The organism is Sulfitobacter undariae (assembly GCF_014196805.1).
GTDB lineage: Bacteria > Pseudomonadota > Alphaproteobacteria > Rhodobacterales > Rhodobacteraceae > Sulfitobacter > Sulfitobacter undariae.
Window position 1 is genome coordinate 27,788 of the sequence record NZ_JACIEI010000005.1, and the last position, 20,289, is coordinate 48,076.

At 57.9% G+C, this 20,289-nt stretch carries 10 protein-coding genes; 5 read left to right on the forward strand and 5 right to left on the reverse strand.

What is annotated here, in order from left to right; genetic code table 11:
* Positions 1 to 17: 17 nt before the first annotated feature.
* Together recQ and yaaA are read left to right on the forward strand one after the other, a co-directional pair.
* On the forward strand, positions 18 to 2,066 hold the full coding sequence (recQ, locus tag GGR95_RS09340; protein WP_184565134.1) for a DNA helicase RecQ: 2,049 nt from the start codon (positions 18 to 20) through the stop codon (positions 2,064 to 2,066).
* Between the two features lie 29 nt (positions 2,067 to 2,095).
* Positions 2,096 to 2,875 (forward strand): peroxide stress protein YaaA, encoded by a 780-nt coding sequence (gene yaaA, locus GGR95_RS09345; RefSeq protein ID WP_184565136.1) that lies wholly within the window; start codon positions 2,096 to 2,098, stop codon positions 2,873 to 2,875.
* Here the strand turns inward: yaaA and GGR95_RS09350 are convergent.
* Positions 2,872 to 5,061, reverse strand: coding sequence for a response regulator (locus GGR95_RS09350; RefSeq protein ID WP_184565138.1), 2,190 nt, complete (start codon positions 5,059 to 5,061; stop codon positions 2,872 to 2,874). The genes yaaA and GGR95_RS09350 overlap by 4 nt on opposite strands.
* Before the next feature lie 133 nt (positions 5,062 to 5,194).
* On the opposite strand from GGR95_RS09350, the gene GGR95_RS09355 reads away from it, so the two are divergent.
* From GGR95_RS09355 to GGR95_RS09365, 3 genes are read left to right on the forward strand one after another with little or no spacing between them, the layout of a single operon-like run.
* Positions 5,195 to 10,615 carry an alpha-2-macroglobulin family protein gene (locus GGR95_RS09355; RefSeq protein WP_184565140.1) on the forward strand — a complete coding sequence of 1,807 codons (5,421 nt, stop codon included), beginning with the start codon at positions 5,195 to 5,197 and terminating at the stop codon, positions 10,613 to 10,615.
* Positions 10,612 to 12,642 (forward strand): penicillin-binding protein 1C, encoded by a 2,031-nt coding sequence (gene pbpC / locus GGR95_RS09360; RefSeq protein WP_184565142.1) that lies wholly within the window; start codon positions 10,612 to 10,614, stop codon positions 12,640 to 12,642. The genes GGR95_RS09355 and pbpC overlap by 4 nt, the downstream gene beginning before the upstream one ends.
* 27 nt (positions 12,643 to 12,669) lie before the next feature.
* Positions 12,670 to 13,581, forward strand: coding sequence for an AEC family transporter (locus GGR95_RS09365; RefSeq protein ID WP_184565144.1), 912 nt, complete (start codon positions 12,670 to 12,672; stop codon positions 13,579 to 13,581).
* Here GGR95_RS09365 and GGR95_RS09370 read toward each other — a convergent pair.
* From GGR95_RS09370 to GGR95_RS09385, 4 genes are read right to left on the reverse strand one after another with little or no spacing between them, the layout of a single operon-like run.
* Positions 13,578 to 15,620 (reverse strand): hypothetical protein, encoded by a 2,043-nt coding sequence (locus GGR95_RS09370; protein ID WP_184565146.1) that lies wholly within the window; start codon positions 15,618 to 15,620, stop codon positions 13,578 to 13,580. The genes GGR95_RS09365 and GGR95_RS09370 overlap by 4 nt on opposite strands.
* Positions 15,617 to 18,382: a DUF4159 domain-containing protein gene (locus GGR95_RS09375; RefSeq protein WP_184565148.1), complete on the reverse strand. Its 2,766-nt coding sequence runs from the start codon at positions 18,380 to 18,382 to the stop codon at positions 15,617 to 15,619. The genes GGR95_RS09370 and GGR95_RS09375 overlap by 4 nt, the downstream gene beginning before the upstream one ends.
* Positions 18,379 to 19,260: a DUF58 domain-containing protein gene (locus tag GGR95_RS09380; RefSeq protein WP_184565150.1), complete on the reverse strand. Its 882-nt coding sequence runs from the start codon at positions 19,258 to 19,260 to the stop codon at positions 18,379 to 18,381. Before GGR95_RS09380 ends, GGR95_RS09375 begins: the two co-directional genes overlap by 4 nt.
* Entirely contained in the window at positions 19,257 to 20,282 is a 1,026-nt protein-coding gene (locus GGR95_RS09385) for an AAA family ATPase (RefSeq protein ID WP_184565450.1), read from the reverse strand. The genes GGR95_RS09380 and GGR95_RS09385 overlap by 4 nt, the downstream gene beginning before the upstream one ends.
* Positions 20,283 to 20,289 lie beyond the last annotated feature (7 nt).

The following is a 20,289-nucleotide window of genomic DNA, read 5'->3' on the forward strand; positions in this document are numbered from 1 at the left end:
AATTTCAGGTCCTGTCCATGTCCGGCGCCGCTCCGCTGTTAAAAGATGTATTTGGTTTTGACGGCTTTAGGCCGGGGCAAGAGGAAATCGTCGAGGCGGTGATCGCAGGGGAAAACGTGCTGGCCATCATGCCCACGGGTGGCGGTAAATCCCTGTGTTTCCAACTGCCTGCTTTGATGCGCGACGGCGTGACGGTCGTTATTTCACCTCTGATCGCCCTGATGCGCGATCAGGTGCGCAGCCTGCAAGAAGTGGGTGTGGGCGCGGGTGCGTTGACCTCTGGCAATACCCCCGAGGAAACAGATGCGGTTTGGGAGGGGCTTGAGGCGGGTACGCTCAAACTGCTTTATATGGCACCCGAACGGCTGGCGGCGGGGTCTGTCATCGGCATGCTTAAACGCGTCGGCGTGCGCATGATTGCAGTGGACGAGGCGCATTGCGTCAGCCAATGGGGCCACGATTTCCGCCCCGATTATCTGCGTATAGGTGAGCTAAGGCGCACGCTGGGTGTGCCCTTGGCGGCATTCACGGCAACCGCAGATGCGGAAACGCAGCTCGAAATTGTTGAAAAACTGTTTGATGGAACACCCCCCCGCGCGTTTCTGCGAGGTTTTGACAGGCCCAACATCCATCTTGCCTTTGCGGCCAAAAACTCTCCGCGCACCCAAATCCTGAACTTTGCCGCCGCACGGCGCGGTCAGTCAGGGATTGTTTATTGCGGGACGCGTGCAAAAACCGAAGGCATTGCGCGGGCGTTGAATGAGGCGGGCCAAACCGCCATCCATTATCACGGCGGGATGGAGGCCGAAGACCGCCGCATCGCTGAGCGGCGCTTTCAGCAAGAAGACGGGCTGATCGTTGCTGCCACTGTGGCCTTCGGCATGGGGGTGGATAAGCCGGATATCCGATGGGTTGCCCATGCGGATCTGCCCAAAAGCATCGAGTCCTATTATCAGGAAATTGGTCGTGCGGGCCGTGACGGAGAGCCGGCAGAGACGCTCACATTGTTCGGCCCTGAGGATATTCGCCTGCGCCGGACCCAAATCGACGAAGGTCTTGCACCTCCCGAACGCCGCAGCGCAGACCACGCCCGCCTGAATGCGTTATTGGGACTGGCCGAAGCGCTGGAGTGTCGCCGTAAAACACTGTTGGGGTATTTCGACGAAAGCGAAGTTACCTGTGGCCATTGTGATTTATGTGATACGCCTGTTGATACGTTTGATGGCACCACGGCCGTGCGCAAAGCACTATCTGCGATGCTGCGTACAGAGGAGTGGTTTGGCGCCGGGCATCTGATTGATATCCTGCTCGGAAACGAGACAGATAAGGTCAAACAGCGCGGCCACCAATCGTTGCCAACGTACGGAGTTGGAAAAGAATATTCCAAATATGAATGGCAGGCGGTGTTTCGTCAGATGATGGGCCGCGATTTGGTGCGCCCTGATCCGACGCGTCATGGTGCCCTGCGTATGACGGATGCGGCGTTACCCATTTTGCGCGATGAGGCCAAGATCACGCTGCGACGGGATAGCATCAAGGCGGCAGGGTCAGCAGCGCGGCGTCCTGCGGTCAAAGAGATGGTGAGCGAGGAAGACGCGCCGTTGCTGTCAGCCCTCAAGGCAAAGCGCCGCGGTCTTGCCGAAGCTGCCAGAGTCCCAGCCTATATTATTTTTACCGACCGCACCTTGATCGAAATGGCCGAAACGCGGCCCGTTAATCTGGATCAGATGGCTGGGATCAGCGGCATTGGTGCTAAAAAGCTAGAAAGTTACGGCGCGGCGTTTCTTGAGGTGATCAATGGCGAAGCTGAGATGATGCATCCGCAACGTCGCAAGCTAGCAGGGAGGGGGGCAGGTAATGTGTATGACCAACTGCTGGAAGTGCAGGCCCAACTGTCACGCGGTACGCTGGGAACAGAAAAACCGCTGAGCTGTTCTGCGTCATTGCTGGCCAAGGTTGCGCAAATGCACAACGCCAACCAAGATGGATTGATCCGAATTCTGGGTGATAAACGCGCCGAGAGATTTGGCGCTGCGTTCCTCGAGGTTCTACAGGGCGATAATTAGAGACTGATTTTGAAGAAAGTGGAGCAGATATGCTTGTTGTGATTTCCCCGGCGAAACGGCTGGATTGGGCGACGCGTGATGTGGCGACAACGGCGCCTGATTTTCAAGAAGACGCAATGCGTCTGGTGAAAACCGCACGTAATCTGAGCTTGGCTGATTTGAAATCCCTCATGTCGCTGAGCGATGATCTGGCCAAGTTGAACCGTGATCGTTTCCAAGCCTTTGAGGAAGCCCCCGAAGCGGATGTAACCCGTCCCGCCGCGCTGGCCTTTGCGGGGGATACCTATCAGGGGTTGGAAGCTAGCAGCCTTGATGCGGATGAAATGACCTTTGCGCAGGACCATCTGCGTATCCTTTCCGGCCTATATGGTTTGCTACGCCCGCTTGATGCGATGCAAGCATATCGTTTGGAAATGGGCAGCAGGCTCAAGACGCGGCGCGGCAAAAACCTGTATGAGTATTGGGGAAGCACGATTTCTGAAGGGCTGAATGCACAAGCCGAGTCGACTGGCAGCGACATACTAATCAATTGTGCCAGTCAGGAATATTTTGGTGCAGTGGATATCAAGGCACTCAAGATGCAAGTGATCACGCCGCAATTCATGGAAGACAAAGGCGATGGCAAAGGGCCCAAGATTGTCAGCTTTTTCGCCAAAAAGGCGCGCGGTGCAATGGCGCGGTTTGTGGTGCAAAAGCGGATTGATACCGCGGATGGTATCCTGGATTTCGATAGTGGGGGTTATGCCTATACGCCAGAGCTGTCCAAACCCGAAGCACCTGTTTTCTTGCGGCCTTACCCCACCTCTTAGGAGGGAGGGAGTTTCAGGGGCTGAGTGCCTTTCGGATGGGCGCGTAAAATATGATCCTCTAACGCAGCGCGGCGCAATGGTTTGGTCAGGTAGTGATCCCAACCTGCTTGGGTAATAGATTGGTCATCTTCGGGTTTTGCGTGGGCGGTCATAGCAACAATTTCTACATGCCTGCCCTTGCTTGCCTGAATTTGGCGGATGTTTTGCGTTGCTTGTTTCCCGTCCATGCGGGGCATGGAAATATCCATGAACACAAGATCGGGTTCAAACCGATCATATAGCTGCACGGCCTCTTCGCCATTGGCGGCAAACCTAAGGTCAATGTTGAGAGATTTTACCATCTTTTCAAACACCAACTGATTGGTTTTGTTGTCTTCTGCTGCCAGTATGCGCATTTTTCGGTATCCGACAGCGGGGGGGATTTGTACCGGCGGTAAGGCCGCGCTTTTCAGTGGATTTGGCGGAGGGGTGTTCCGCTGTAGGGCCGTGAACAGGGCATGGCGTGACAGCGGCTTTTGTAGCATTTCTGCAAAACCTACAGAGCGCGGATCATTGCGAATTCCGCCCATGTTCGAACTTTTCAAAACAACCGGCACGTTATGACCGCGTTCGTTCAGCAATGCACAAAGCGCCAAGGCATCCACTTGCGGCGGTTTGTGATCTGTAATGATCATATCGATATTGCCATCTAACGCGGCAAGCGCGTCAGCATTCGAAGCAACCCCAACCACGCTGAGTTGTAGTTGTTCTAGCTGGCGCTCCATTATTGTGCGGTTTGTCACCATGTTATCAACAATCATGACCTGCTTAATATCCGTTCTCAGGGACGGGTATTTTAGGTCAATCGCACCATCGGATAACATTTCAATCCGGAAGCCAAAGCAGGCGCCGCTGCCTTCTTCGGAAGTGACCCAAATCTCACCTTTCATGAGTTCGACCAATCTCTTGGTGATCGTAAGGCCAAGTCCTGTGCCATCAAACTGGCGGTTGCGTTCGTTTTCGACCTGATTAAATTCACCAAAAATATGTGCGACCATGTTCTTTGGTATGCCGATGCCAGTGTCTTGTACTGCGATATGAACAGAGACGCTGTTTTGTTCAGCATCCGCCACGCCGGTCACACGCACCAGTACATGCCCTTCACTGGTGAATTTGACAGCATTTCCAATCAGGTTGGTTAACACTTGCCGCAGGCGTCCTGCATCCCCGATCAGCCTTGTAGGCAGGAATAAATCGTAATCCAGCACCAATTCCAGCCCTTTGGAACGGGCAATGGGCTGCAACAACATGATCACTTCTTGGCAAGCCCGCTCCAGATCGAAAGGGGCTGTATAAAGCACCAATTTATTGGCTTCGATTTTAGAATAATCGAGCACGTCATTGATGATCACCAACAAAGCCTCGCCCGAGTTCTTTATCGTTTGTACGTAAAGGCGCTGTTCTTCGCTCAATATCGTGTCGTTCAGCAGTTCGGCCATGCCGATGACGCCATTCATCGGGGTGCGGATTTCATGGCTCATGTTTGCAAGAAAAGCAGATTTGGCGCGGTTGGCGGCTTCTGCCAACTCGCGCGCTTCTTTCAGCTCTCTTTCGGTTTCGACGCTTGCCGTGATGTTTAGCCCAATCGAGACAACATCCCCATTTGGGCCGCGTTGATCCACCATTTTGAAATAGCTGCCATTCCATAGGCGGATCACCTCAGGTTCGGGCATGGGCGCTTGAAATCTTGCCAGCATGCGGTGACGCCACGCGGTTGGCTCTTCGCCGTTCAGGTCAACGATCCCTTCATCTGTCAGGGCCTGTAAAATAGTAACGAAATTGACGCCGGGTTTGATTTCTTCTTGCCCTTCAAACACGGCCATATAGGCTTCATTAGCCATGATTAGGCGGTTTTCGCAGTCAAAAAATGCGAACCCGTCTTTGATCGTGTCCATGGTGTGCCAAAGCCGTCGCTCAACAAGAGCGATCTGTTCCTGCGCGGCGTTCAAATCGGATTTAACCTTTCTATTCTCCTCTCCCATGCTCTCCATCAGGGCGCGGGTATCAACGATTTCGTCGGTCAATTCGCGTGCGTGGCGGCCCAGCTTGCGGTTTGCGGCGAAAAGCACGGCTTTTTTGAGCTCTAACATCCGTTCTGCCGCCAAACGACTGCGCCGTTCTTCGGTGAATTTTTGCTCTAAGCTCATCCATTCCTCGTCAACCGCTGGGTAGAAACATGAATGTGCGCTGTGTTGGGTAAATATCTGCTTAAGTTCATCGGCCTTGCTGGAACAGGCTGTGGCGTGGCATACTGTCCCTATTGTCAAAAGGGATTCTGTTATGCGTATTTTGCAGTGTTTTGCGGGAGCATTGATGTGGTCGATTGTCAGCATATCCGCTGCTCTGGCCCAAACCGCCTTGCCTGAGCACCGCTATGTTTATGCGCCTGATACGGATTTCTACGGAGCAGATCTGGGGCAACTTTTCTATACGACTCAAAAATCATGTATGCGGGCCTGTAGCGCGCAGACGGATTGCATCGGCTTTACCTATAACACCAAGTCCAAAGCATGTTTTCCTAAATCCGAAGTATCGCGGACCGAGTATTTTGACGGCGCGCAATCTGCCCGTAAAATACAAACATCCAAGGTCGCACAAACGCTTGGGGCGCAACGGCAGGCAGAACTGGTGTTTTTGAAAGCGGGCGATTTTGCCGCTGCCCGTGCGTTGGTGCAAGAGAATGCGGATCGGTTTCCCGACAATGGCTTCGGATTGGACGATGTATCCGCCTCTATTCAGTCGGCCATCGCACGCAGTGATACTTTCACCGCTGCGCGTATGATCGGCACTGCGCTTGCAATGACAGATCGCGGGGAGCTTTGGACACAGTTTGCGTGGTTGGCGCAGCGCCCCAAGTCTGACATCCCTCGTGATCTTGCCAATCGTTTAAAGCGAGAAGCAGTGCCAGCGGCGATCAACGGATACGTTCGGGCGCGGAGTGCGGAACAGCAGGTGACGGCATTGGAGCTGATGGCACGTGCACTAGAAGACAATCGACGCGGACGTGACATGATAGGTGCCTTGCGCCTCGCCAATCAACTAGAGCCGCGTGCGGAGCTTCAAGCCGCCCTTGATGCGGCCATTGCCAAATATGGTTTCCGGATCACTGGCACGCGCGTTGATAACAACAGCGCCCGCCCGCGTATTTGTGCCGAATTCTCCGAGTCTTTGGTGAAGGCGGGAACAGATTATGCACCTTTTGTGCGTCTGCAAGACCCGACGCTGGTGGTCGAAGCGGATGACCGCACACTGTGTATCGAAGGTGTCACCCATGGCACACGGTATACGGCAACTTTCCGAAGCGGCCTGCCCTCGGCAAGTGGTGAAGTTTTGCATAAGGATGTGCCCATCACGCTTTATGTGCGTGACCGCGATCCATCTGTCCGTTTTACCAGCCGTGCCTATGTCCTGCCGCGCAGCCCAGAGGCGGCATTGCCGATTGAAACCGTGAACACCGACACAGTCGAGATGAAGCTGCGCCGCGTGAGTGACCGGAATTTGCTACGGGCGATGCAAGACAGCTATTTCGGCAAGCCGTTGAACAAATACGAAGAAGACCGTTTCTCAAGTGAGATCGGGCAGGATGTTTGGGCCGGTACAGGTGTGGTGCAAAACACACTTAATGCGGCGATGACCACGCGTTTGCCCCTTACAGAGGCGCTCAAGGATCAACCGGCAGGGATTTATGCGTTAACTGCTGGCATCAAAGGAGCTGACCCCTATGACAACCCCGCCGCAACGCAGTGGTTTATTCTGACGGATCTGGGCCTGAGCACCATGTCTGGCACAGATGGTTTGCACGCCTCGGTGCGCAATCTGGGGGATGCAACTGCGCGCGAAGGTGTGACGCTGACCTTGATTTCGCGTGCCAATGCGGTGCTGGGCGAAGCGGTGACCGATGCTGAGGGCCGTGCACATTTTCCTGCAGGTCTGACGCGTGGCAGTGGTGCCGCGGCACCTGCCTTGCTGACCGCTATGGATGACGGGGGCGATGCCGCGTTTCTGTCTCTCACTGATCCTGCCTTTGATCTGTCTGATCGCGGCGTAGAAGGCCGCCCTCCCGCGCCGCCGATTGATACTTTCCTGACCACGGATCGCGGTGCCTACCGTGTAGGTGAAACCATTTTTGCCACTGTTCTCACGCGTGATACTTTGGGCCGCGCCGTTAATGGCTTGCCGTTGGTTGCCGTGCTCAGCCGTCCTGACGGGGCAGAATACAGCCGCACGCTGACGTCTAATGCAGTGTCTGGCGGGCATGTCTTTGCCTTGCCAGTTGGTGCGCAAGCACCACGCGGTGCATGGCGTCTGGATGTGGTTGCCGATCCGGCGGATGGTCCATTGGCCTCTCAAACTGTGCTGGTAGAGGACTTTCTGCCAGACCGTATCGAATTTGACATTGCCTTGGCGGACACGCCCATCGCCTTGGGGGATATGCCTACGGCGCGGGTTGATGCACGCTATCTCTTTGGCGCTCCTGCCGCCGATCTGGAGGTAGAGGGAGAGTTGCGCCTGCGTGCGACCCGCCGTCTTGAGGCACATAAGGGCTATCTGTTTGGCCGTTACGACGAAGGCTTTAACACGCGCACGACCTATCTTGATCCAGCGCGCAGTGATGCGCAGGGCATTGCCCGTCTGGCCCTGAAAATGCCAGAGCTAAGCGAAACGCCCAGTCAGCCGCTCGAACTTGCCCTGACCACACGTATGAGCGAAGGCTCAGGCCGTCCAGTTGAACGGCAGTTGCAACGCGCCTTGACGCCGCAAACCCCGTTGATTGGTGTGAAATCCAATTTTGACGGGGTTTTGTCCGAAGGGGCTGACGCAAAATTTGATCTGATTGTGACCAAAGGCGAGATGCCTGTGCAATGGACCTTCAACAAAGTTGAGACCCGCTATCAGTGGTATCAAAGCGGGGGCGGTTGGGAGTGGGAGCCGATCACGCGCCGTATTCGTGTGGACAGTGGCGAAATGACTTTGGGCACAATGCCCAAGCCGCTCGCGCTGCCAACACAATGGGGGCAGTATGAACTGCTGGTTGAACAAACTGCCGCGCCTTTTGCGGTGACGTCTGTGTCGCTTGCTTCGGGCTGGTACGGCGGTGATGACGCCTCAGCCACGCCAGATTTCCTTGCTGTGTCGCTGGACCGTGAAGCCTATGCTGTGGGTGATACCGCCACGTTACGCATTGTTGCGCCAGAGGCGGGCGTTGCGATGATATCGGTTCTGTCGAACCGTGTGATCGAACAGCAAAGCCTTGATGTAAAAGCCGGTGAAACCACTGTGTCGCTGACCGTAACAGAGGATTGGGGCAATAGCGCCTATGTCTCGGCTGCCGTGATCCGTCCGATGGATGTACAAGCGGCGATGAGCCCTGCACGCAGTTTGGGGCTGGCCCACGCCACAATCGAACCAGATGAAAAGCAGTTGGTTGTCAGGCTGGACGCCGCTGCCGAAGTGGACGGGCAGGCGGGTATTCTGCAAGTGCCGGTTAAGATTGAGGGCATCAAAGCGGGCGAGACTGCCTATGTCACGCTGGCGGCGGTTGATGTCGGCATCTTGAACCTCACGGACTTCAAAGCACCTGATCCCTCGGATCACTATTTCGGCCAACGCCGTTTGGGTGTGGAAATGCGCGATGTCTATGGGCGTTTGATTGATGGGCTAAGCGGGGCAATGGGCTCTGTCCGGTCGGGCGGCGATGCCGTGGCCTCGGCGCAGTTGCAATCGCCACCGCCCACCGAAGAGCTGATGGCATTTTTCAGCGGTCCGGTGACTGTTGGCGCAGATGGAAGTGCCATGGTCGAGGTCACGCGCCCAGCCTTCAACGGCACCATTCGCCTGATGGCTGTGGCGTGGTCTGAAACGGCTGTTGGCAATGCCACACAAGATGTTATCGCCCGCGATCCGGTTGTGATCACCGCCAGCCTGCCGCGCCTTCTGGCTCCTCAGGATCAAAGCCATCTTTTGCTTGAGCTGATCCACACCAGCGGCCCAAGTGGCGTTATGAAACTTGAGGTTTTTGCCGATGCAGGCATTGCTATGGGCGCTGTCCCGTCAGAGGTGAACATCAGTGAGAGCGGCACATTACGTCTGCCGCTGGATATCTCGGCGCGGGAAATCGGCGATCACGATATTACTGTGCAATTGACCACACCCCAAGGTGTGGCGTTGCGCCGTGTGTTGCGGATGCCAGTGCGAAATAATGATCCAGAAACAGCTACAACTCGTCGTTTCACCCTCAATCCGGGTGAGGAATTCACTTTTGATAACGCTGCTTTGACGGGTCTTCGAGCCGGCACTGCAAACGCGACGCTGGCGGCTGGCCCAATGGCGCGGTTTGACGTACCGGGTTTGTTGCGCCAGCTTGACCGTTACCCCTACGGGTGCACCGAACAAGTCACCTCTGCCGCCCTGCCGTTGCTCTATTTAAGCAGCTTGGCGCAGGACGCGGGTCTTGGCACGCCTGAGGACATCAATGCCAAAATTGCGGATGGTATCAGCCGCGTGATGGCGCGGCAGGCGTCGAACGGGGGCTTTGGCCTCTGGCGGGCTGAATCCGGTGCCTTCTGGCTGGACGCCTACGTGAGCGATTTCTTATGGCGCGCACAGGCGCAAGGCCATGCAGTACCGCCACGCGCATTAGCCACAGCGCTGGACAACCTGCGCAACAGGGTCAATTTCGCCCCCGACTTTGACGAGGGGGGCGAAGCTATCGCCTATGCGTTACTGGTGCTAGCGCGTGCTGGCGCCGCCCAAATGGGTGATTTGCGCTATTATGCGGATACCAAAGCAGCGGCATTCACAACGCCAATGGCAGCGGCGCAACTGGGTGCAGCACTTGCCGCTTACGGTGACCCAACCCGCGCTGATCGAATGTTTGCCCGCGCTGGGACGTTGCTGTTGCAAGCGACAGATCGCTCTGCATGGCGCGATGATTTCGGTAGCAATCTACGTGACAAGGCGGCTGTTCTGACCCTTGCCGCAGAAGCAGGCAGCAATGCCTTGGCGTTGGGGCCTTTATCACAGTCTCTACGTGCCGATGGTCGCAACCTGTCTACGCAAGAAGCAGCCCAAGTGGTTATGGCGGCTCACGCGTTGGGCACATCCGTGACCAACAGCGGCATCGAGGTAGACGGCAAACTGGTGACAGGACCAGTCGTCAAACGGCTCAGCGATGCAGATTCTACAGCGGTGTTGGTCAAGAATACGTCTGACGCAGCGACAGATATCACCCTCACCAGCTACGGTGTGCCAGAGGTTGCTCCTCCGGCCGGCGGTTATGGATACACGCTGAACCGCCGCTACTTCACGTTGGAAGGTGTGGCCGTTGAGGGCCCAGTTGCCGCTGGCACGCGGATCGTTGCTGTCCTCAGCGTGCAACCGTTTGAAAAAATCGGCGCGCGCTTGCTGATCGATGATCCGCTGCCTGGCGGGTTTGAGATCGACAATCCAAATCTGTTGGCAAGTGGTGCTGTGGATGCATTGGATTGGTTGAAAACCGTCGATCCGCAAAACGTCGAATTCCGCGCTGATCGCTTCATTGCAGCGGTGGATTATACAGGAACAGATGCATTCCAACTGGCCTATGTTGTACGGGCCATCACACCGGGTGAATACCACCACCCAGCTGCGTTGGTCACGGATATGTACCGCCCAGAGTACCGCGCTGTTACTGATACCACCCGCCTGACCGTCACTCCGTGAGCCGCAGTGCCGGCCTTTTGGTGGCGCTTGTCGTCACATTGGGGCTGGCCGCGCATGGGCGTGACAGGCTGGACGCTTGGGTGGATAGCACCGTCTTACCGCCCGTCCTGTCCGAAGTTGGCGTGGAGGTACGGGGGCGGGATGGCACGCTGCTGAGGGCCTTTCCGGTGGAGGATGGGCGCGTGCGGTTGGCCACCCGTCTGGATCAGGTCGATCCACGGTTCATTGCCATGTTGATCGCCTATGAGGACAAACGCTTCTACCGCCACGGTGGCGTTGATCTGCGCGCCACGTTGCGGGCTTCTGTTCAGGCGGTGCGATATGGGCGGGTTGTGTCTGGTGGATCAACGCTCAGCATGCAGGTGGCGCGGCTGCTGGAGAATTCTGGCACGGGAAATGTATCGGGTAAACTGCGCCAGATGCGCCTTGCCATGGCGCTGGAACGGCGGCTAAGCAAAGATGAAATCCTGACGCTATATTTGCACCATGCGCCTTATGGTGGTGCTATTGAGGGGCTGCGTGCGGCCAGCCTGATGTGGTTTGGCAAAGAACCCAAACGCCTAACGCAGGCAGAAGCCGCACTGCTGATTGCTTTGCCACAATCTCCTGAATCTCGCAGGCCGGATCGCCATCCCGATGCCGCACGCAAGGCGCGTGCGCGCGTGCTTGCACGGTTGGATTTAGCACCGGATCTACGCCAGCCCGACGTCCCATTGAAAATGCGCAACATGCCCCAAGACGCGCCCCATCTGGCGGCGACCCTGCGGCGGGACGCGCCTTTGGTTCTGCGCCACGGTACAACAATTGACCCCCAGTTGCAGCGCCAGATGCAGGCCCTCGCAGGCCGTGCCGTTGCGGGGCAGGCGGCGGGTGTTTCTGCGGCCATTCTAGTAGCGGATCATCAAAGCGGTGATGTTCTGGCCTATGTGGGTTCCCCTGCCTTCAACGCTGAAAATGGCGCGTTAGGCTTTGTGGATATGACCACAGCCAGCCGTTCACCGGGATCGACGCTTAAGCCGCTGATCTACGCACTGGCCTTTGATGAAGGTCTGGTGCATCCGGATACGCTGATCAACGATGCGCCCGTGGCTTTTGGCCGCTATGCGCCACAGAATTTCGACGGGCAGTTTCGTGGTATGTTGACTGTGCGTGACGCCCTGACGCTCTCTTTGAACATCCCGCCTGTTTTGCTGACCAATGAGTTGGGGCCCGCGCGCCTTATGGCGGGCCTGAGACGCGCTGGGACGCAGCCGCAACTGCCTGCGGGGCAGGCGGGGTTGGCCGTGGCTTTGGGCGGTGTCGGGATGAGCTTGCGTGATCTGGTTCAGCTTTATGCGGGTATCGCACAGGGGGGGCAATCGTTGCCGCTGCGCACCGACCCGAACAGGGCCGAGGCCGCGTTACAGCGGTTTGTGTCGCCCGTCGCGGCGTGGCAAGTTGCCCATATTCTGGCGGGTATCGCACCGCCTAAAGGTGCTGCTGCCCGTGCAGGCGAAATCGCGTATAAAACCGGCACCTCTTATGGGTATCGCGATGCGTGGTCTGTGGGGTTTGACGGACGTCATGTGGTGGGCGTTTGGCTGGGCCGCCCTGATGGCACCCCTGTGCCGGGGGCGTTTGGCGGGGCATTGGCCGCGCCCGTCTTGTTTGAAGCGTTTGACCGCATCAGCACCCGCCGCACACCTTTGCCGCGCCCGCCCAATGATGCGTTGATCCTTGGCACCGCCAATCTGCCCGAACCATTGCGCGAATTTCGCAGCCGTGATGCGGTGTTCGCCGCTGCGCCCGACAGCCCTGTGGTGACATTTCCCCCTGATGGTGCAGTCCTCAGGCGTAGCGGTTTTGGTGTGCCGTTGAAATTGCGTGCAGGGACATTGCCGCTGACGGTTCTGGTGAACGGTGCGCCGATGATTACACAATTAAATGCGCGTGACGCTGTGCTTCCGTTAGAAGACGCTGGATTTACGCGCATCTCGGTTGTGGATGCGCAGGGGCGCAGCACCAGTGTGGAAATCCGTCTGGACTAATCGCGGTGACGGTGCCAAAGCACTGGCATGTCACTTGCCCTTTCAGTTCTGCCGTTGCTGTTGATCATCGCCATTGGCTATGGTCTGGCCAAATCCGCAATCATTCCCCGTGGCAGTTGGGCTGCGATTGAAACGCTGTCATTTCGCGGGCTGATCCCTGCGACTTTGGTCCTTGCCATCGGGCAATCAGATCTGTCGCTGGACCGTGTCGGGGGCTTTGGCTTGGCGCTGGTGGTGACGATTGTTATTTTGACGGGCTTTGCGCTGGCCTTGCGGCTTCTTGCGCAGAAAACGTTGAATAATCCCTCCTTCACCTCATTGTTTCAGGGGATCATCCGCTGGAACGCCTTTGTTGCGCTGGCTGCGGCTGAGCAGTTTTTGGACGATGGGGTTGCGGTGCTGGCCGTTGCGATTGCGGTATTGATCCCTGTGATCAACGTGATTTGCATTGTTGTGCTGGCCGCCTATGGTCCGTCCAAGGCGAGCGTGGGCAAAGTGCTGCGCACTTTGTCTCGCAATCCACTGGTCCAAGCGTGCATTGTGGGATTGTTGATCAACATGAGCGGTCTGACCCTTCCTGAACCCGTGAGCGACACGTTAGAAATGATCGGGCGTGGCGCATTGGGCGTTGGCCTGCTGGCTGTTGGCGCAGGGATCAGCCTGCGGCGGTTGGCGCGGGTTGATTGGCGGGTCTGTTTGGGGGCGTTCATGCGGCCTTTTGTGGCGTCCAGCCTGTTTGTGGGTGTGGGGATGTTGTTGGGCCTGCCCTCGGCGCAGCTTTTTGCAGGGGTGCTGGTTTTCGCAGCCCCTGCGGCGGCCAATGGCTATATCGTCGCCAAACAGATGGGCGGCGATGCCGAGCTTTATGTGGATATCATGACATGGCAGGTCGTTTTGTCCCTGCTTGTGTTGCCTTTCTGGGCGTATATCCTGCTTTAACGGCGTCCTTCGCGTAGCCATGCGGCAGTGATAAAGCCCGCAGCCAACAGCAAAACCAACCATGTAGGCAGGATCGGTGTTTGGCGTACATCGCGGGTTTCATAGGCCTCACGCGGGGTGAAGCCGATCCAGCCACGGCCCGCAGCAGGGCGGCCTGCACGTACGTTACGGATGCGGGGCAGGCCATCTTCTATACGAACAATGCCACCACGCATGGCATCAATAACAGGCTCTAACACAGCGGCATTTGCGATGGTTTCCACAAACTCACGGGGGGCCGCAGGGCCAAGGCCGATGACGCTGATCTGGTCACCGTTCTCAAGGCGATAGAGACCAATCTCGGGGCCGGTGAATTTTGTCACAAAACGGCCATGGCTGGTGGGCGCAAGCGGCAATTCGGTCACGGTCCCATCAGGTCCGGTTATGGTGAGTGGTGGCACGGTTTCACTAAGCGTGCGGCGTTCAATCCGCATGGTCTGGCCTTCTGCTGTTGCGGTTAGCGCTTCTTCCTCTAACTCGGGCTCGCCCATCATCCAGTGGGCAAGGCGGCGCAGCAGCTCCAGTTGCGGACCGCCACCTTCATAACCACGGTTCCACAACCACGCTTGGTCAGAGGCCAGCAGCGCCACGCGCCCCTCGTCAACGCGGTCAAGGATTAACAGCGGGCGGTCGTCAATTCCTGTCATCACAACGTTGCCTGAGGTGGCGGTCACATCAATCTGGCGCAGCCAGCGGCCCCACTCCCCGTTTTGGGGCAGATCGGTTGTGACGGGGTGACGGTTGCCCAGATCGGACACAACGGGCAGATAAGGTTCCTCCAACACCCGTGCCGAGGGGGTTGCGGGCAGAACGCTGCCCAAAGGGGTGCGGAACAGGCTGTCGGCGCTGGCAAAATCAGGCCCCGCCGAGACCAGAACCGCGCCACCCTTGCGTACATAATTGGCGATGTTTTCAAGATAAAGAGACGGCAGAATGCCGCGCCGTTTGTAGCGGTCAAAGATGATAAGATCGAAATCGTCGATCTTTTCCATAAACAATTCACGAGTCGGGAAGGCGATCAACGACAATTCGGACACAGGCACGCCGTCTTGCTTTTCTGGGGGGCGCAGGATTGTGAAATGAACCAGATCAACCGAACTGTCCGACTTGAGCAGGTTACGCCATGTGCGCCCGCCTGCGTGCGGTTCACCACTCACCAGAAGCACGCGCAAGCGGTCGCGCACGCCGTTCATCTGGATCAGGGCGGAATTGTTGCGATCCGTCAACTCGCCCTCGGCGGTGGGAAGGGCAAAGCGGATCACGTTGCGGCCCCCATGGGGCAGAGTCACAGGCAGCTCTAAGTCTTGGCCAATCGGGACTCGAAACCGCTGTGGTTCTTCTGCGTCGATCGAGATGTCAATTTCCGTAAAACCGTCGCTGGCAGGGGCGGCACCTAGATCATCAACCCGTAGGGTCAAGACCACAGGCTCTCCGATGATCGCAAAGGCTGGTGCGCCGATGACACTCAGGCGGCGGTCCCAATCGGATTCCTCGCCGCTTAGCAGGACGTGAAACGGGGCAGGTAGATCAACGGGCAGGTCTGCATCATGCACACGTCCGTCGGTTAGCGCGACAATGCCAGCCACCCGCGCACGGGGTTCCTCGGCCAGTGCATCCGACAGGGCGCTCATCATTTGTGTGCCTGCGTCGCCTTCGCCATCAGGCACTGTAATGCGGCGCAATTCAGTGTTGGGGCGGGCTTTGATCTGTGCGGCCAATGTGTTTGCTGCATCGGTGGTTTGGGTGGCGCGGTCGCCCAGACGTTGGCTGGCGCTTTCGTCCTCCAGCATCAGCACAATATCGGTCAGGGGCGCACGGTCTTCTTGTTGAAAGGACGGGCCTGATAGCGCAGCCAGCACAACCAGCCCCGCCAGCCCCCGCAGTGCCCATCCGTGCAAGCCGCGCACAATCGCCAGCAAGATGCCAAGCGCGGCAATAACTGCGACCATGGTAAACATGGCCCAAGGAATAAGCGGGTCAAATACGAGTGTGGAAGTCATTGGCCCAACCTGTCCAGAAGCGCAGGCACATGGACCTGATCCGATTTGTAATTGCCCGTCAGCACATGCATCACCAGATTGACGCCAAAGCGGTAGGCGATTTCACGTTGACGGTCGCCGCTATAGCCGCGCCCGATAGGGAGCATGGGGCCACCGCTTGCGTTCACAGCCCATGCCGCCGCCCAGTCGTTGCCACCAATCACCACAGGCGTCACGCCGTCATTCAGATCCCGAAAGGGCATGCCCTCAACCTGTTCAGCATTCGGCGGAGCGGCTTCAACCCAGACATCGCGGCTGTTATAACGGCCGGGGAAGTCTTGGAGCAAATAGAAGGTCCGCGTGATGACGTGGTCTTCTGGAATAGGCTCTAATGCGGGGATATCCAGCGGTGCGGCCAGTTCTTGCAGTTTACGGCCATTCGGGCTGGAGGCACCAAAACTGGCGGTGTCCGCATCGCGGGTATCAAACAGGATCATGCCGCCAGAGCGCAGATAGTGGTTCAGCTTGGCATAGGCGCCTGCCGATGGGGTCGGCTGCTCGGGGGTGATCGGCCAGTACAACATCGGGAAAAACGCCAACTCATCTGTTTCCAGATTCACGCTCATTGGTTGTGAGGGTTCAACGGAGGTGCGAAAGAACAAGGTGTCGCCCAATCCCCTTAACCCCGCCAGCGCGATATCGTCTACTTGCGCGTTGCCCGTGACAACATGGGCCAGCGTCAGTTCCGAGGTGGCGGCAAGGGCAAAATCATCTGCGGCGGTCTGCGCGTCGGCGGGCGCCCCCAACAACAGCAGCACCCCAAGCACAGCCGCTGCGGCATTGCTACGGCCAAGCAAGCGACCAGAGAGCGCCAGTGTCACAACCACATCCGCCAGCAGCAGCAGGATCGAGAGGCTTAGCAACCAACCCGCCACAGGCTGTTCAGGTGCCACAGCCAATCCGCGTACCGTGACATCCGAAGGCCAAGTGGCGCGGGTGATCGTGGCATCTTGGGTCAGTACATTGCGCGCCATCGTGCGGTCTCCTGATGTATAAAGACCGGGCGGCAGCATCGGACCTGTTGGTTCCTCAATCAACGCTGGGCCATGAACGCCGGGTAAACTGCCTGCATCTGATAGTGTGCCGAAACCATCCAATACACGGCGCGGACTCCACGTCGTGCCTTCCAGCGCAGCAATCGTGCTGCCAGCGGTAGAGGAGGAGACAGCCAGCCGTTCCAACATCTCAACAAACAATCCTGACAGCGGTAGGGTGGACCATTCCGCCGTGGCGGTGACATGGAACAGCACAATTTGCCCCTGACCTAAGGTCTTGCGCGTGACCAGCGGCGTGCCGTCGCTCAGCGATGCAATCACCCGTTCGGCCAATGTAGGGTCTGGTTGCGCCATAACTTGTGCGCTGACAGTCACATCAGCGGGGACGTTCAACCCAAAAAACGGCGAACCGTTGGTAAAGGGCGACAGCGCCTTGGGCTCGCCCCAGCTCATCGCGCCGCCAACACTACGGCCACCCGAACGCAGGCGCACAGGCATCAGCGGGTCTTCGTCGACACGGGAAATGTCACTGGCGGCGACACGCGGTCCTGCAAAACGGACCAACATGCCCCCGCCCTCAATCCAGTCGGTCAGCGGGCGGGCCTCGGCATCCGTCAGGGTCGCTACATCGGCCAATACAATCACATCGGGATTGGCAGGTAGCGTATCGGCAAGGGACCCCTCAATTAGGTCGGCGGTGGGGGACAGTGCTTGTTCGATGTAATGGAAGGGCGATAGGAGTTCCAAACCTTCGCGGTTTTCACGGGCCGAGATCAGCGCAACTTCGCGGCGGCGCAGCCCGTCATCGCTCAGCGTGGATGCTCCGGCTGAACGTTGGCCTGCGATGTTAAACCGTGTGATACGCGCCCGCAGCTCTGACGGTAGCACCAGCGCGGTTTGCGCATCGGTGGCGCCTTCGGCGAATGTGGCGGTGGCTACGCCAAGGATACGCGCATTGCCAGCAGGGTCACGGCCCTGCGCCTGAATGGTCACGTCGCGTTCTTCTCCTGCGGCGGCACGGATCACGCGCAGTTGCACGGCGCCGTCCTCATAAGTAGCGGGCAAGATGGCCAGCACGTTAGTGGCGGTTTGATAAGCCTCAACGGTGCCGCGTTGTTGCAAGGTTTCTAACAGATCGTTGCGGCCCGCATAGTCAAGCGTATCGCTGAACCAAAGCGTGTCAAAATCACCGACACCAGACAGCGCGTCTTTGGCAGCGTCAATCATCGCCGTGCTAGGCTGCCAAGGGGCGGGCGCGATGCCCGCAAGTCTGCTTTTCCAAGCATCGGCAGATTGAAAAACGGGCGGATTCGGTTGTGTTAGGGTCAAAAAGCCAACAGTGCGGCCAAGACGGCTGGCGCGGGTCAATTGCGCATCAATCGCTTCTTGTTGCTGGGGCCAGCGGCTGGCACCTGCCCATGATCCATCAATGACAAACAGCAGCGGCCCGTCGCCTTCGGCCTGTTCGGTTTCGGGGTTCAACACGGGGCCAGCAAGGCCCAAGATAATCGCTGCAACGGCAAGCATGCGCAGCAGGAGCAACCACCACGGCGTGCGGTCTGATACGCTTTCGTCATCTTTCAGACCCAGCAGCAGCGCTACACCTGGGAAGCGACGTTTGACAGGGGCAGGCGGCACGGCCCGCAACAGCAGCCATAAGATCGGCAATGCAGCCAGCGCCAGTAATACCCACGGAGCGGTAAACCCAATGCTACCCAAAACCATCATGCTGCCACCGCCTTGGCGTCTAGCGCCGCATAGAGCCACAAAAGCCCCGCCTGTGGCGTGCTGCTGGTGTGGTGAACACCGTAGTGCCAGCCCGTCAGCGCACAAAGCGATTGCAGTTCGTCTTTCCGTTCTGCCAACCGTGCCAGATAGCGGGTTTTTAGGTCACTGGCCTTCAGGGTCTCATGGCTCATCGAGCCGCCCATGGATTGGAAAACCGTGCGCCCGGTAAAGGGAAATGCTTCTTCTGAGGGGTCCAGAACATGGCACAAGACACCGCGCACACCGCGATCGGCGGCTTTGGTCAGGGCGGTGCGAACGCTGTCGATATCGCCCATAAAATCCGAAATAAACACAGCGCGGGCATGCGGGATCATGCCGCGATGTTCGGGCGGCGCATAATCAGCCATATCATCACGGCAGAACATTTCCGCCATTGCCATGATTTGCGGACGCCCCGCACGGGGCGGCAAGGCGGTTCCCGTCAGGCCCACACGTTCACCGCCACGGTTCAGTAGGATCGTTACAGCAAGCGCCAGCACACGCGCGCGGTCAATTTTCTGCGGGATCGCATCATCTGACGAAAACCGCATCGATGCGCCTTGGTCGACCCAGAGCATCACAGATTGCGCAATCTGCCATTCGCGTTCGCGGACAAATTCAGTATCGCCCATGGCCGAGCGACGGTGATCAATCGCACGGCGGCTGTCACCGATTTGTGAGGGGCGGTATTGCCAAAAATCATCCCCCGCACCTGCACGCCTACGGCCATGTGCGCCCAACAGGACAGCACCAGCCAGATGCTCGGCCCGCGCGAGTAGGGCAGGCAAAGCGGCGGCTTCGGCCTCGGATAAGGCGCGCAGAGCAAGGGGATCACTCATGCAACGGCGGCTTTCGGCGCGGCAATCGCAGCGGCGGTTTCGTCGATCAGCGCGGTCAGGCTATCGCCCCGCGCCCGTGCTGCAAAGTTCAGGGCCATACGGTGCGTTAGCACAGGCCTCGCCATATCAATCACGTCTTCGGCTGAGGGGGCCAAGCGCCCTTGCAGCAATGCACGCGCCCGAACGGCCAGCATCAGAGCCTGCGCTGCACGTGGGCCTGGCCCCCATGCAACGGAGTCTTGAACACGTTTGCTTACGCCGTCTTCATTGGGACGGAAAGCGCGGACCAGATCAAGGATCATTTCCACCACTGAATCGCCCACAGGCATCCGACGCAGCAGACGTTGGGCATCCAGCAACTCGTCCGTGGTAAAGACAGCAACGGATTGTGCCTCTTGCTCACCTGTGGTGGCGATCAGGATGTCACGCTCGGTGGCGCGGTCGGGGTATTCGATGTCGATTTGCACCAAGAAGCGGTCCAGCTGCGCTTCGGGCAGCGGATAGGTGCCTTCTTGTTCAATCGGGTTTTGGGTGGCCAGCACATGAAACGGTTTCCCTAAAGGTCGGTTCTGCCCGGCTACGGTGACTTCTTTTTCCTGCATCGCTTGCAGCAGCGCAGATTGCGTGCGCGGCGAGGCACGGTTGATTTCATCTGCCATCAGCAATTGGCAAAATATTGGCCCCTCGATAAAGCGGAAATTGCGGGTGCCGTTTGCATCGGTCTCCAACACTTCTGACCCTAAAATATCGGCAGGCATTAGATCGGGCGTAAATTGCACCCGCTTGCCATCCAGCCCCATCACGGTGCTAAGGGTTTCAACCAGACGCGTTTTGCCAAGGCCCGGCAGACCGACCAACAGGCCGTGGCCGCCACACAGCAATGCGGTCAGGGTCAGCTCTACCACGCGCTCTTGTCCGATGAAGCGCGCTGTGATGGATTTACGCGCCTCGCCCAGCTTCTCGCCCAAGGTTTCGATCTGTTCGATCATATCTGTTGCCGCTTCTTGTTCCGCTTGGGTCATGACTTCT

Bases quoted from the DNA above. Each gene is read 5' to 3' on its own strand.
- GGR95_RS09355 (WP_184565140.1), top strand. From the start codon at position 5,195: ATGCGTATTTTGCAGTGTTTTGCGGGAGCATTGATGTGGTCGATTGTC.
- yaaA (WP_184565136.1), top strand. From the start codon at position 2,096: ATGCTTGTTGTGATTTCCCCGGCGAAACGGCTGGATTGGGCGACGCGT.
- GGR95_RS09385 (WP_184565450.1), bottom strand. From the start codon at position 20,282: ATGACCCAAGCGGAACAAGAAGCGGCAACAGATATGATCGAACAGATC.
- GGR95_RS09380 (WP_184565150.1), bottom strand. From the start codon at position 19,260: ATGAGTGATCCCCTTGCTCTGCGCGCCTTATCCGAGGCCGAAGCCGCC.
- GGR95_RS09375 (WP_184565148.1), bottom strand. From the start codon at position 18,382: ATGATGGTTTTGGGTAGCATTGGGTTTACCGCTCCGTGGGTATTACTG.
- GGR95_RS09350 (WP_184565138.1), bottom strand. From the start codon at position 5,061: ATGAGCTTAGAGCAAAAATTCACCGAAGAACGGCGCAGTCGTTTGGCG.
- recQ (WP_184565134.1), top strand. From the start codon at position 18: ATGTCCGGCGCCGCTCCGCTGTTAAAAGATGTATTTGGTTTTGACGGC.
- GGR95_RS09370 (WP_184565146.1), bottom strand. From the start codon at position 15,620: ATGACTTCCACACTCGTATTTGACCCGCTTATTCCTTGGGCCATGTTT.
- GGR95_RS09365 (WP_184565144.1), top strand. From the start codon at position 12,670: ATGTCACTTGCCCTTTCAGTTCTGCCGTTGCTGTTGATCATCGCCATT.